Raw genomic sequence first — 13,032 nt, forward strand, 5'->3', positions numbered from 1 at the left:
TCAGGCACTCCTCTCGGCTGTATCGTCCTGTGCGGGAGGATCTGTCCGATACCAGCCGGTGATGATCGAGCGCAGTTCGTTGATCGGGCCGGCGGCCAGGATCATCAGGATATGGACGACGAAGAAGGCGACCAATAGCACCATGACGGTGAAATGGATGGTGCGTGCCGTCTGCCGGCCACCGAGCAGATCGTTGAGGAACGGCAGCACCGAATTCATGCTCGGCGACATGGCCAGGCCGGTGATGATCATCAGCGGCAACAGCACGAACAGCACCCCGCCATAGGCCATCTTCTGCAGCGTGTTGTATTCGCGCCTGTGGTGGAATTTGAGCTTGGCGTGGTCGACGATGTCTTGCGGCAATCGCTTCAAATCGTCGAGGCGTGGCGCGAGATCGCGCCGCAGATGGCCGTTCACGGTGCTGGCGACAAACCAGACGATCAACGTTGTGGCCAGTATCCAGGCAAAGAAGAAATGGATGACGCGCGCGGTGCCGAGGTCATAGTAGGACGGGATGGTCGCCCAGGATGGAAAGGCGCGGGACGTCTCCTGGCCGGCCGGACCCGACCAGCCGAGCACGCCAGTGGTGTCCAAGCGATGCCCGAAGATTTCCGTGTAGCCGCGCGGACCCGCATCGGAATTCTCGGCGCCGATGGCGAAGATGGTGTTGTTGTAGTCGAAGCCCGATTCTTTGCCGATATAGAGCTGCGGACGGGCATTGAAGATCTGCAGGCCTGACAGCAGCATGAAGAACAGGGAGATGGCCCAAAGCCAATGCGTCAGCCGTGTCCAGCGCGACTGCCGGTAGATCAGCGTTTTGTCGTTCGACGCCGAAGCGCCTGGATCGGCGGCGGATTGGCTTCTGGCAACGGATTCCATCGTCTTTCGTCTCCCGGCCTCGCGGCATGGCCTGCGCGTTCATTGTCCTCCTGATACGTCGCGATCCAAACCGATGTTTCATCCGATCACGGATTTATTACGGACCGCCCAGGCTGACGGCGAGATTGACGGCGGCGGCGACGATGACCGTGTTGAAGAAAAACGACAGGATGGAATGGACAAGCACGACACGACGCATATGCGTGGTCGAGATGTTGGTATCGGCGGTCTGTGCCGTCATGCCGATCACCGTCGAGAAGTACAGGAAATCCCAGCCCTCCGGCCGTTTGTCACCCGGGAACAGCAGTCCGCCGACAGGGATTTTCTTCCTGGTCTCGGCATCCACAGCATCGCCGTCCATCCAGTAGACATGAGCATAATGGAGCGCTGCCATGGCATGAATGGTGAACCAGCCGAGCGGGATCGACAGCAGCGCGAAGGTGAGCTCGACGGGATGGCTTCTGTCCTTCTGATTGATCAATAGGAACAATGAGATAACGGCAACGCCGACGACGACAAGCGTCACAGCGAAGATGACCAGCACCGGCTGGTCCGTGGCACGCGCATTCCTGCTCAGATACCTGCCGGTGAACTTCGGCATCTGGGCGACGACGAGAATGACATAGGCGGCAAAGAACGCGTTGGCGCCGATCGAATAGGCGAGCGGGGCGTGCAGCAGCAACGCCACGAGAAGCGCAAAAACGCCAACGCAGGCCGACACAGCGAACAACATGTGGCGCTGAATGGGAGACTTCACCGGGGTTTCGGCAGCCATGTCGGTTCCAACCTTGGATGGCGCTCGGTTTCTAGTCTGGTGTGGCGGATTTGAGCGCCCGCCGCAAGATGCGGTCGAGTTCGCCGAGAAACCGCGACCGGTCTTGCGGCGCGAAGCTGGCATTGTAGCCCTTGCTTTCGCCGGTCTCGCGCAGATGCTGCTTCAGGTCACGCATCGCCACCGCCATGCCGATCGTTTCCGGCGTGAAGGGGCGCCCCGTTGGCCCAAGCACATGGGCGCCGAGTGCCACCGCGCGGGCGGCCAGCGGAATGTCGGCGGTGATCACAATGTCGTTGGTGCGTGCATTGTCCACGATCCAGTCGTCGGCGGCATCAGCGCCCTTGGAGACCACCACATTGCGGACCATCGGATCGCGCGATGGCCGCAGGCCGCCATTGGAGACGTAGGTGACAACGACGCCATGCCGGTCGGCCACTTTTTCGACCTCGGCCTTGACCGGGCAGGCGTCTGCATCGACGAGAATGGCGGGGAGTTCGCTCATGTTTCTTTTCTCCTCCCACTTGTGAACCACAGAGGTCGCGGGCCGATTGGGCGGCGGCCTGGTATCTTCCTCAGTAAACCACGACGCTTCTGATCGATTTGCCCTCATGCATGAGATCGAAACCCTTGTTGATGTCCTCGAGCTTCAGCGTGTGAGTGATCATCGGGTCGATCTGGATCTTGCCGTCCATGTACCAGTCGACGATCTTGGGCACGTCGGTGCGGCCGCGCGCGCCACCGAAGGCGGTTCCCATCCAGGTGCGGCCGGTGACCAGCTGGAACGGCCGCGTCGAGATCTCCTGGCCGGCACCGGCGACGCCGATGACGACCGACTTGCCCCAGCCGCGATGCGAGGCTTCCAGCGCCTGGCGCATCACCTTGGTGCTGCCGGTGCAGTCGAATGTGTAGTCGGCGCCGCCGATCTGGTCGGCGCCACGCTTGGTCATGTTGACGAGGTGGGGCACGACATCGCCGTCGATCTCCTTCGGATTGACGAAATGCGTCATGCCGAAGCGCTCGCCCCACTCCTTCTTGTCGTTGTTCAAATCGACGCCGATGATCATGTCGGCGCCGGCAAGTTTCAGGCCTTGGATCACGTTGAGGCCGATTCCGCCGAGGCCGAAGACGACGGCGGTGGCGCCGATCTCGACCTTGGCGGTGTTGATCACAGCACCGATGCCGGTGGTGACGCCGCAGCCGATGTAGCAGATCTTGTCGAAGGGCGCGTCGGGGTTGACCTTGGCCAGCGCGATCTCGGGCAGCACGGTGAAGTTGGAGAAGGTCGAGCAGCCCATATAGTGAAAGATCTTGTCCTTGCCGATCGAGAAGCGCGATGAACCATCGGGCATCAGGCCCTGGCCCTGGGTGGCGCGGATGGCCGTGCACAGATTGGTTTTTCGCGACAGGCAGGAATGGCACTGGCGGCATTCGGGCGTGTAGAGCGGGATGACGTGATCGCCCTTCTTGAGCGAGGTGACGCCCTTGCCGATATCGACGACGACGCCGGCGCCCTCATGGCCGAGGATGGCCGGAAACAGACCTTCCGGATCGGCGCCCGACAGCGTGAATTCGTCGGTGTGGCAGATGCCGGTCGCCTTGATCTCGACCAGCACCTCGCCCTCACGTGGGCCGTCGAGATCGACCTCCATGATCTCCAGCGGCTTTCCGGCGGCGACAGCAACAGCGGCGCGGGTTTTCATCAGACGTCCTCCAATGCGAGTTTTTTCCAAGGTTTCAGGTTTTGCCGACACGATCAACTAGCGGCTGGCTCCCTGACTGGGCCACGGCGATGAATTGGAATCGCAAGTCGATTGAAAGGCAGTGAATTGCATGGTCGGCTTGACCCTGCAAGCACAGGCCATAAAAGGAACGGCCGACCCGAGGGATGACATTTCGCATGTTCACCAAGATCCTGATCGCCAATCGCGGCGAAATTGCCTGCCGCGTCATCAAGACGGCGCGCAAGATGGGCATCGCCACGGTTGCCGTCTATTCCGATGCCGATCGCGATGCCGTGCATGTCGAGATGGCCGACGAGGCGGTGCATATCGGGCCTTCACCAGCCGCGCTGAGCTATCTCGTCCCGGAAAAGATCATCGCCGCCTGCAAGGAAACGGGGGCCCAGGCCGTGCATCCCGGCTACGGATTCCTGTCCGAGCGGGCGGCCTTCTGCGAAGCGCTGGAAGCGGAAGGCATCATTTTCATCGGCCCGAAGCCCAAGGCCATAAAGGCGATGGGCGACAAGATCGAATCGAAGAAGTTCGCCAACGCCGCAAAGGTTTCCACCGTGCCCGGCTGGCTCGGCGTCATCGAGAATGCCGACCATGCCGAAAAGATTGCCGGCGAAATCGGCTACCCCGTGATGATCAAGGCTTCGGCCGGCGGCGGCGGCAAGGGCATGCGCATCGCCTGGAGCGAGGCCGAAGTGCGCGACGGCTTCGACCGCGCGCGCTCGGAAGCCAAGAGTTCGTTCGGCGACGATCGTGTCTTCATCGAGAAATTCGTCGTCGATCCGCGCCATATCGAAATTCAGGTGCTGGCCGACGCGCATGGCAATGCGCTCTATCTCGGCGAGCGCGAATGCTCGATCCAGCGACGCAACCAGAAGGTCGCCGAAGAGGCGCCGTCGCCGTTCCTCGATGCCGAGACGCGCAAGGCTATGGGTGAGCAGTCGGTGGCGCTGGCCAAGGCCGTCGACTACCAGAGCGCCGGCACGGTCGAATTCATCGTCGACAAGGACAAGAACTTCTATTTCCTTGAAATGAATACACGATTGCAGGTCGAGCATCCGGTGACGGAGCTCGTCACCGGCATCGATCTGGTCGAGCAGATGATCCGCGTCGCCGCCGGCGCCAAGCTTGCCATCAAGCAAAGCGACGTCAAGCTGAACGGCTGGGCGGTGGAAAGCCGGCTCTATGCCGAAGATCCCTACCGCAACTTCCTGCCGTCGATCGGCCGGCTGACACGCTACCGGCCGCCTGAGGAAGGACAATTCGGCGATGTCGTCATCCGCAACGACACCGGCGTCACCGAGGGCTCCGAAATCTCGATGTTCTACGATCCGATGCTCGCCAAGCTGTGCACCTGGGCGCCGACGCGTCTGGAGGCCATCGATGCCATGTCGGAAGCGCTCGACAGCTTCGTCGTCGACGGTATCGAGCACAACATTCCGTTCCTGGCTGCCTTGATGCAGCATCCGCGTTGGCGGGAAGGGCGGATATCGACCGCTTTCATATCGGAGGAATATCCCGACGGCTTCGCGCCGGTCGTACCGAACGACGATGAGAAGGCCGTGTTGGCGTCGATTGCGACGGCGGTGGAACTGCTGCGCCGTGACCGGCTCGACCGGCTGGGCGGGCGGCTGGCGCCGCATTCGGGAGCTCTGAAGCGCGACTGGGTGGTAAAGATCGGCGATGACTATCTGTCGGCCTCGATTATCGAGGGCATGATTTCCATTCCGATGGAAATCGATCTGTCGATCGAGGCCGGCAGGGCGTTGACCGTTGCATCAGACTGGCGGCCGGGCGACCTGGTCTGGCGCGGCACGGTCGGCAAGCGCAAGGTTACGGCTCAGGTCAGGCCGGTTGCCAACGGCTTTCGCATAGCCTGGAAAGGCATGTCGGTGACCGCGCGCGCCATGCTGCCGCGCACCGCCGAGCTGGAAAGGCTGATGCCCGAAAAGGTGGCGCCGGACACGTCGAACCTGCTGCTTTGCCCGATGCCTGGCCTTGTCGTGTCGATTGCCGTTGCCGAAGGCCAGGAGGTCAAGGCCGGCGAGACCTTGGCGGTGGTCGAAGCGATGAAGATGGAAAACGTGCTGCGTGCCGAACGTGACCTTGTCGTCTCCAAGCTCAACGCCAAACCGGGTGACAGCCTGGCTGTCGACGCGGTGATCATGGAGTTTGCGTAAGGCCTGGCGGGGCAGGCAGCCTGTGATCAGCAGCGGTTTGTGCTGGACTGGCATCGCGCGGTCCCGGACAATACATCTCCATCGACTCAAGGACCTTCACACAGCACCATGGCCGACGAAAAACTTCCCCGCGATCCCCTGAAGCGCGAAGCAGCGATTGCTGCGGCGCGGCCGGAGGCCCCGGCGCGGCCCTTCGTCCATTTGCGCGTGCATTCGGCCTATTCCCTGCTGGAAGGCGCCTTGCAGATCGGCAAGGTGGTGGCTCATGCGGTCAAGGACGAAGCCCCGGCCATCGCCGTCACCGACACCAACAATCTGTTCGGCGCCCTGGAATTCGCGCAGAAGGCGGTGAAGGACGGCATCCAGCCAATCATCGGCTGTCAGACCGCGCTCGCCTTTTCCGGCGAAAACAGCGATGGCCAGCGCGACCGCAGGCGGCAGGGCCCGGATATGCGGCCGGTCGTCCTGCTCGCCGCGACCGAAGCCGGCTATTCCAATCTGGTCAGGCTGGTCAGCCGCGTCTACCTCGAAACGCCGTCAGGCGAAGCCGTGCACCTGACCACCGAAATGATGGAAGGCTTTTGTGACGGATTGATCTGCCTCAGCGGTGGGCCGCGCGGACCGATCGGCACCGCGCTCAAGGAAGATCGCCGCGATCTGGCCGAAGCCCGGCTTTTAACCCTCAAGGCAATGTTCGGCGACCGGCTCTATGTCGAGTTGGACCGGGTTTCCGGTTATGATCGCGTGATTGAAAAGTCCTCGATCGATCTGGCCTACGCCCATGAACTGCCCCTGGTCGCCACCAACGAGGCGTTCTTTTCCTCTCGTGACGATTATGACGCACATGACGCGCTGATCGCCATCGCCGAAGGATCGGTCGTCGCCGCCGACAATCGTCGCCGGCTGTCGCCGGACAATTTCCTGCGCAGCCAGGCCGATATGGCCAGGCTCTTTGCCGATCTGCCAGAAGCGATCGACAACACTGTCGAGATCGCGCTGCGCTGCTCCTATTATCCCAAAAACCGCAATCCGATCCTGCCGCGCTTCACCGGCGGCGATGTCGCTGACAATGACGCCGCCGTGCAGGCGGAAGCCGACGAACTGGCCCGCCAGGCGCATGAGGGGCTCGACGCGCGCCTCGCCATGCATGGCCCGACTGCGGGCTACACGGTCGAGCAATACCGCGAGCGGTTGAATTTCGAGCTTGGCATCATCACCAAGATGAAGTTTCCCGGCTACTTCCTGATCGTTGCCGACTTCATCAAATGGGCCAAGGCGCAGGGCATTCCGGTCGGGCCGGGCCGCGGTTCGGGCGCAGGCTCGCTGGTCGCCTATTCGACGACCATCACCGACATCGATCCGCTGCGCTTCTCGCTGCTTTTCGAGCGATTCCTCAATCCCGACCGCGTGTCGATGCCCGACTTCGACATCGACTTCTGCCAGGATCGGCGCGAGGAGGTCATCCGCTACGTCCAGCAGAAATACGGCCGCGACCAGGTCGGCCAGATCATCACCTTCGGTACGCTGCAGGCGCGCGCCGTGCTGCGCGACGTCGGCCGCGTCCTGCAAATGCCCTATGGCCAGGTCGACAAGCTCTCCAAAATGGTGCCGCAGAATCCGGCCAACCCGGTCAAGCTCGCCGACGCCATCGCCAACGAGCCGCGCTTTGCCGAAGAGGCCGAGAGGGAGCCGATCGTCCAGACGCTGCTCGACATGGCGCAGAAGCTGGAGGGCCTTTACCGCCACGCCTCGACGCACGCCGCCGGCATCGTCATCGGCGACCGGCCGTTGTCGGAACTGGTGCCGATGTACCGCGATCCGCGCTCGGACATGCCGGTCACGCAGTTCAACATGAAATATGTTGAGCAGGCCGGGCTGGTGAAGTTCGACTTCCTCGGCCTGAAGACGCTGACCGTGCTGGAGACGGCGGTCAAGCTGATCCGCCGGCGCGGCATCGAGATCGACCTGGCAACGATCCCGCTCGACGATCCCGAGACCTACGCCATGCTGTCGCGCGGCGAAGTGGTCGGCGTGTTCCAGGTGGAAAGCGCCGGCATGCGCAAGGCGCTGATCGGCATGCGGCCCGACTGCATCGAGGACATCATCGCGCTGGTTGCGCTCTACCGCCCCGGTCCGATGGAGAACATTCCGACCTACAACGCCAGAAAGCATGGCGAGGAGGAGATGGCGTCGATCCATCCCAAGATCGACCATCTGGTGAAGGAGACGCAAGGCGTCATCGTCTACCAGGAACAGGTGATGCAGATCGCGCAGGAGCTGTCCGGCTACTCGCTCGGCGAAGCCGATCTGCTGCGCCGCGCCATGGGCAAGAAGATTCGCGCCGAGATGGACAAGCAGCGCGAGCGCTTCGTCTCCGGCGCGGTCGAGCGTGGCGTCGGCAAGCCGCAAGCCGACTTCATTTTCGACCTGCTGGCCAAGTTCGCCGACTATGGTTTCAACAAATCGCACGCCGCCGCCTATGCGGTGGTTTCGTACCAGACCGCCTATCTCAAGGCGCATTATCCGGTCGAGTTCCTGGCGGCGTCGATGACGCTCGACATGGGCAACACCGATAAGCTCGCCGATTTCCGCCAGGACGCGCTGCGCCTTGGTATCGAAGTTTTGGCGCCTTCGGTGATGTCGAGCTTTCGCCCCTTCGAGGTCGGTGAGAACCGCATCTACTATTCGCTGGCAGCGCTCAAGGGCGTCGGCGATGCGGCGGTCGAGCACATCGTTGCCCAGCGTGGCGAAAAGCCGTTCAAGAACCTCGCCGATTTCTGCGAGCGGGTCGATCCCAAGATCGTCGGCAAGCGCGTCTTCGAAAGCCTGATCATGGCCGGCGCGCTCGATTGCTTCGGCCACGAACGCTCATCGATGATGGCGGGCGTGGAACGCATGATGGGACTGGCGTCGCTGGCGCAGCAGAACGCGGTTTCCGGCCAGCACGACATCTTCGGCGCTTCGCTCGGCGCCCAGTCGCAGGCACTCAATCTGCCGGCGACGGAGCCATGGCTCGCCGCCGACCGGCTGCACCGTGAATTCCAGGTGGTCGGCTTCTATCTCTCGGCGCACCCGCTCGACGAGTACAAGGCAGCCCTGCAGAAGATGCGGGTTCAGACGTGGGCCGAGTTTTCGGCGGCCGTCAAACGCGGTGCCGCCGCCGGCCGTCTGGCCGGCACGGTGACGTCCAAGCAGGAGCGCAAGACGCGCACCGGCAACAAGATGGGCGTTATCGCCTTTTCCGACACATCCGGCCAGTACGAAGCCGTGCTGTTTTCCGAAGGACTGGCGCAATATCGCGATCTGCTCGAGGCCGGCCGCTCCGTGGTCATCACCGTTGCCGCCGAGGACAGGCCGGAAGGCGTCAATCTGCGCATCAACTCGGTGCAGTCGCTGGAGGACGAGGCAAGCCGTATCCAGAAGGCACTTCGCATCTTCGTGCGCAACGCCTCGCCGATCAACACGCTGGCCGGCCAACTGACTGTCAGGGGCGAGGGGCAGGTCAGCTTCGTGCTGATCAAGGACGAAGGCGAGGGCGAAATCGAGATCGAGCTGCCGAACCGCTACCGGATTTCGCCGCAGATCGCTTCGGCGATGCGCGCGGTGCCGGGTGTGGTCGAAGTGGAGCTGGTGTGACCCCCGCTCTTTCTCGCGCGCGGCGGTCAGCCGGGCGGTCGCTGCCGCGAACGCCAGCGCAGTCAGTATGAAGCCGGCGCAGAGGAACGGGTCGCAGGCGGTTTCAGCCTTGGCGCGGCTGCGTGACAGGCTGCGCAGGCTCTATCATGGGCGCACGCCGGCCGCTTTCCGGTTCCAACTGGTGGCCGTCGTCATCGACCTCGCCATCATCGCCTTCTTCATCGCGACGCCGGTTCTTCAGGACAAGCCGTCCTTCCTCTGGCTCGACTATTCGGCGGCCGCGCTTGTCGCCGCGGATCTGGTCGCCCGGCTGCTTGCCTCCAAAAACATGCTGCGGCTGATGAAGCAGCCGACGTCGTGGGTCGATGTCTTCATCCTTTTGACGCTGCTGATGCCGACGGCGTTCGCCAATCTCGCCTTCCTGCGCATCCTGCGGCTGTGGTCGCTGTCGCGCAGCGGTTCGCTCTGGCGGCATCTGGAGATGCGCGGCCTGAGGCCGTGGCGCGAGGCCAGCCACGCGGTCATCAACCTTTTGACCTTCCTGTTCGTCATCACCGGCTTCGTCTACACGTTCTTCTTCCGCACTGGCGCCGGTCTGGAAAACTATGTCGACGCGCTTTATTTCACCGTCGCCACGGTGACGACGACCGGCTTCGGCGACATCGTGCTGCCGGGCATAGCCGGCAAGCTGACCGCAATCGTCACCATGATCATCGGCATATCGCTGTTTGTCAGACTGGCTCAGGCGATCTTCCGGCCAGCCAAGGTTTTGTTTCCCTGTCCGCAGTGCGGCTTGCGGCGGCACGAGCCGGACGCCGTGCATTGCAAAGCCTGCGGTCATCTTCTCAACATACCCGACGAAGGGAACTGACGGCCGGCGTACTACGACGCCGCCACTTCGGCCGGCTTTATAGCCCTGCGCTGAAGATTGAGCAGATTGCCCATCAGGATCAGCAGCGCGCCGCCGGCGGTGAAGGCATCGATCTGCTCGCTATAGAGCAGCCAGCCAATCAGCGCCGATAGCGGCACGCGCAGAAAATCCATCGGCGAGACGATGGTCGCATCGGCATAGCCAAGCGCGCGGGCCATGCAGAAATGCGACGACATGCCGGTGAAAGCGATCAGCACGATCCACGGCCATAGCTCCAGTGGCGGATTGCGCCACGTATAGAGCGCCGGGATGAGACCGACCATCGACTGGATAATCAGCATCCAGCAGATGATGCGCACGACGCTGTCCGTCCGGGTCAGCGATTTGATCGTGACCACCGAGATGCCGAAGCAGGCCGCGGCACCCAGCACGACGAGATGTCCAGGGTCGACCGAGCCGACACCGGGGCGCACGATGATCACCACGCCGATCAGCCCCAGCCCGATCGCTGCCAGCTTGGGCCGGTTGAGCCTTTCGCCAAGAAAAATCACCGCCAGGATAGCTGTCCAGATCGGCGTGGTGAATTCGATCGAGATCAGCACCGCCAGCGGGATCAAAGTGAGGGCGTAGAGCCAGGCCGCTTGGCCCGTGTAATGGATGACGTTGCGGGCGATATGGGCAATGGGGCGCTGCGTGCGCATGGCTCGAAAACCGCCACTCATCATCACCAGCGGCAGAAGGATGAAGAAGCCGATCACAGAGCGCAACTCAAGCACCTGGAAGACGTTGAGCTCCGCTGTCGTGGCCCGGCCGGCGACCGTCATCCCAAGGAAGGAAGCGATCGACAGTGCCATCCAGAACGCGGCCTTGGGGATCGAGGGGGTGGGTGCCATTCGCGCTATGTTGCAGGCGAGGGCTTCTGCCGCAATCGCTACACAAGGCATTCTTCTGGGCCAGTCGCGACTGGCTGGATGTTGTAAAACAGTCGTGTGGCGGGCGGAACCTGAAACGGCAAGTGGCGTTGAGTTCCGGTGGTCAGCCGTGCTCGCGGACCGTCCCGCCTTTTTCTAGATCGACAAGGAGAGCTTCAATGAGATCCTTCGCGCAATTCGCGCTTACCGGCGGCTTATTGGTTGCGGCAGGCGCGGCACATGCCGACGAGGCCCAATTTCTCCAGGCGTTCAAGGGCAATTTCGCCGGCAAGGGTATCGTCAAGGTCACCACCGATGCGCCGACCGTGAACGTGTCCTGCACGTTCAGCTCGAACGCGACATCGACCTCCCTGTCGCTCGACGGCAATTGCCGGGGACTTGTCGTGGTCACGCGCGCCATCAGCGCGGACCTGAAGGCCAGCGGTGCCAAATACAGCGGCACCTATGTCGGCTCTCGCACGGGACCGGCGCAGCTTAACGGCAGCCGTTCGGGCAACGCGATCAACCTGGGCATTCGCTGGGCCAAGGAGGTCAATGGCGACCGAAGGGCGCAGATGAAGGTCGAGAAACGCGGCGAGGACGGCATGCGGCTGACCGTCATCGACACCGACCCGAAAACCGGCAAGAGCGTGGTGACGAGCAGGATTGATCTGCAACGCACCTAATCCTCCAGCGGCTCCGGCGGATGGGCGTCGCGGCCCTTGCCGAATGTGTAGCCGGTTTCCACCGCCTTGCGGCCGAACTTGTCGCGCAGGGCGTCGATGGCGCCTTCGGCCATGGCGCGCTTGCGCGATTGGATGTCGACCAGATCGGGCGGGTCGGCTTTGTCGTCGTCCGAGAGGTCGCTGACGCCGATGCCAAGCAGCCGATACTTCGTGCCGTCGGTTTCCTTGCGCAGAAGCTCCACCCCGGTCTGAAAGATGCGGTCGGCGAGCCGGGTCGGATCGCCGAGCTGGCGATTGCGCGTGCGCAGCTTGAAATCCTGGGTCTTCAGCTTCAGCACCACGGTGCGCCCGGCAATGCCTGACTTTTTCAGCCGTGCCGAGACCTTTTCCGAAAGGCCCCTGAGAACCGCGACCAGTTCCTCCAGCGACGCGATATCGGTGTCGAAGGTGGTTTCGGCCGATACGCTCTTGGCATCCTGGTCGGGGTCGACGCGGCGGACGTCCTCGCCGCGCGAAAGGTGGTAGAGCCGGTCGCCCATCGTGCCGTAGCGGCGCATCAGGTCGCCGCGATCCATCTGCTGCAACTGGCCGATGGTGCGGATGCCGTCACGCTCCAGCGTGGCGTTGAATGCCTTTCCGACACCCCAGATCATGGTCACCGGCTGCGCCGAGAGGAAGCCGACTGCCTCGGCTTCGCCGATGACCGAGAAACCGCGCGGCTTGCGAAAGTCAGACGCAATCTTGGCGAGGAACTTGCAATAGGACAGGCCGGCCGAAACGGTGATGCCGATCTCCTTCTCGACGGCCTGCGCGAAGCGCGCCAGCACCACAGCGGGCGGCAGGCCGTGCAGCCGTTCGGTGCCGGCGAGGTCGAGAAACGCCTCGTCGATCGACAGCGGCTCGACCAGCGGTGTCAGCGCTTGCATCATGGCGCGCACTTCGCGGCCGACGCGCACGTATTTTTCCATGTTGGGGCTGATGACCACCGCCTCCGGGCAGGCTTCGAGCGCCTTGAACATCGGCATGGCCGAGCGCACGCCTTGGATGCGGGCGATATAGCATGCGGTGGAGACGACGCCGCGCTTGCCGCCGCCGATGATCAGCGGCTTGTCCTTGAGCGCCGGATTGTCGCGCTTTTCGATCGCCGCATAGAAGGCGTCGCAATCGATATGGGCCAGATGCAGCCGGTAAAGCTCTGGATGACGCACAAGCCGAGGACTACCGCAGCGCTCGCAGCGGCGCGCCTGGCTGCGCTGAAACGTCAGGCAGTCGCGGCAAAAGCCGTGATCGGGATTGTTGACAGGGGCCGCCATCGCTGCGAACATAAAGAGAACAGAAGCAATGGTACGACAGTGCAAGGCCAG

The 13,032-nt window shown here is 62.8% G+C and carries 10 protein-coding genes; 4 read left to right on the plus strand and 6 right to left on the minus strand.

Annotated elements, in window-relative coordinates:
* From EOB49_RS00740 to EOB49_RS00755, 4 genes are all read right to left on the minus strand, one after another.
* Positions 1-879 (minus strand): cytochrome b/b6 domain-containing protein, encoded by an 879-nt coding sequence (locus tag EOB49_RS00740; RefSeq protein WP_127379855.1) that lies wholly within the window; start codon positions 877-879, stop codon positions 1-3.
* A gap of 97 nt (positions 880-976) precedes the next feature.
* Entirely contained in the window at positions 977-1,654 is a 678-nt protein-coding gene (locus EOB49_RS00745) for a DUF1345 domain-containing protein (protein WP_023810520.1), read from the minus strand.
* Between the two features lie 31 nt (positions 1,655-1,685).
* Entirely contained in the window at positions 1,686-2,156 is a 471-nt protein-coding gene (locus EOB49_RS00750; RefSeq protein ID WP_127322761.1) for a YaiI/YqxD family protein, read from the minus strand.
* 70 nt (positions 2,157-2,226) lie between these two features.
* Positions 2,227-3,354 carry an S-(hydroxymethyl)glutathione dehydrogenase/class III alcohol dehydrogenase gene (locus tag EOB49_RS00755; RefSeq protein WP_127270241.1) on the minus strand — a complete coding sequence of 376 codons (1,128 nt, stop codon included), beginning with the start codon at positions 3,352-3,354 and terminating at the stop codon, positions 2,227-2,229.
* 197 nt (positions 3,355-3,551) lie between these two features.
* Here EOB49_RS00755 and EOB49_RS00760 point away from each other — a divergent pair, with 197 nt between their 5' ends.
* From EOB49_RS00760 to EOB49_RS00770, 3 genes are all read left to right on the plus strand, one after another.
* Complete coding sequence (locus tag EOB49_RS00760) at positions 3,552-5,564, plus strand: acetyl/propionyl/methylcrotonyl-CoA carboxylase subunit alpha (protein WP_127379856.1); 2,013 nt, start codon at positions 3,552-3,554, stop codon at positions 5,562-5,564.
* 108 nt (positions 5,565-5,672) lie between these two features.
* Positions 5,673-9,200 carry a DNA polymerase III subunit alpha gene (gene dnaE, locus EOB49_RS00765; protein ID WP_127379857.1) on the plus strand — a complete coding sequence of 1,176 codons (3,528 nt, stop codon included), beginning with the start codon at positions 5,673-5,675 and terminating at the stop codon, positions 9,198-9,200.
* Between the two features lie 67 nt (positions 9,201-9,267).
* Positions 9,268-10,071, plus strand: coding sequence for a potassium channel family protein (locus EOB49_RS00770; RefSeq protein WP_127270750.1), 804 nt, complete (start codon positions 9,268-9,270; stop codon positions 10,069-10,071).
* Between the two features lie 11 nt (positions 10,072-10,082).
* Here the strand turns inward: EOB49_RS00770 and EOB49_RS00775 are convergent, their stop codons facing one another.
* Positions 10,083-10,964: a DMT family transporter gene (locus EOB49_RS00775; protein ID WP_127269138.1), complete on the minus strand. Its 882-nt coding sequence runs from the start codon at positions 10,962-10,964 to the stop codon at positions 10,083-10,085.
* 197 nt (positions 10,965-11,161) lie between these two features.
* Between EOB49_RS00775 and EOB49_RS00780 the strand changes: the two genes are divergently transcribed.
* Positions 11,162-11,668: a hypothetical protein gene (locus EOB49_RS00780; RefSeq protein ID WP_127379858.1), complete on the plus strand. Its 507-nt coding sequence runs from the start codon at positions 11,162-11,164 to the stop codon at positions 11,666-11,668.
* On the opposite strand, the gene EOB49_RS00785 is transcribed toward EOB49_RS00780, so the two are convergent.
* Positions 11,665-12,993, minus strand: a complete 1,329-nt coding sequence (locus EOB49_RS00785; protein WP_127379859.1) for a DNA polymerase IV — start codon at positions 12,991-12,993, stop codon at positions 11,665-11,667. The genes EOB49_RS00780 and EOB49_RS00785 overlap by 4 nt on opposite strands.
* Positions 12,994-13,032: the final 39 nt, after the last annotated feature.

The sequence above is a fragment of the Mesorhizobium sp. M7A.F.Ca.MR.148.00.0.0 genome (genome assembly GCF_003997735.1).
Taxonomy (GTDB): Bacteria; Pseudomonadota; Alphaproteobacteria; order Rhizobiales; family Rhizobiaceae; genus Mesorhizobium.

Excerpts from the sequence above, each read along its gene's own strand:
- EOB49_RS00750 (WP_127322761.1), bottom strand. The coding sequence starts at position 2,156 with ATGAGCGAACTCCCCGCCATTCTCGTCGATGCAGACGCCTGCCCGGTC.
- EOB49_RS00785 (WP_127379859.1), bottom strand. The coding sequence starts at position 12,993 with ATGTTCGCAGCGATGGCGGCCCCTGTCAACAATCCCGATCACGGCTTT.
- EOB49_RS00770 (WP_127270750.1), top strand. The coding sequence starts at position 9,268 with ATGAAGCCGGCGCAGAGGAACGGGTCGCAGGCGGTTTCAGCCTTGGCG.
- EOB49_RS00780 (WP_127379858.1), top strand. The coding sequence starts at position 11,162 with ATGAGATCCTTCGCGCAATTCGCGCTTACCGGCGGCTTATTGGTTGCG.
- EOB49_RS00760 (WP_127379856.1), top strand. The coding sequence starts at position 3,552 with ATGTTCACCAAGATCCTGATCGCCAATCGCGGCGAAATTGCCTGCCGC.
- EOB49_RS00775 (WP_127269138.1), bottom strand. The coding sequence starts at position 10,964 with ATGGCACCCACCCCCTCGATCCCCAAGGCCGCGTTCTGGATGGCACTG.
- EOB49_RS00755 (WP_127270241.1), bottom strand. The coding sequence starts at position 3,354 with ATGAAAACCCGCGCCGCTGTTGCTGTCGCCGCCGGAAAGCCGCTGGAG.
- dnaE (WP_127379857.1), top strand. The coding sequence starts at position 5,673 with ATGGCCGACGAAAAACTTCCCCGCGATCCCCTGAAGCGCGAAGCAGCG.
- EOB49_RS00745 (WP_023810520.1), bottom strand. The coding sequence starts at position 1,654 with ATGGCTGCCGAAACCCCGGTGAAGTCTCCCATTCAGCGCCACATGTTG.
- EOB49_RS00740 (WP_127379855.1), bottom strand. The coding sequence starts at position 879 with ATGGAATCCGTTGCCAGAAGCCAATCCGCCGCCGATCCAGGCGCTTCG.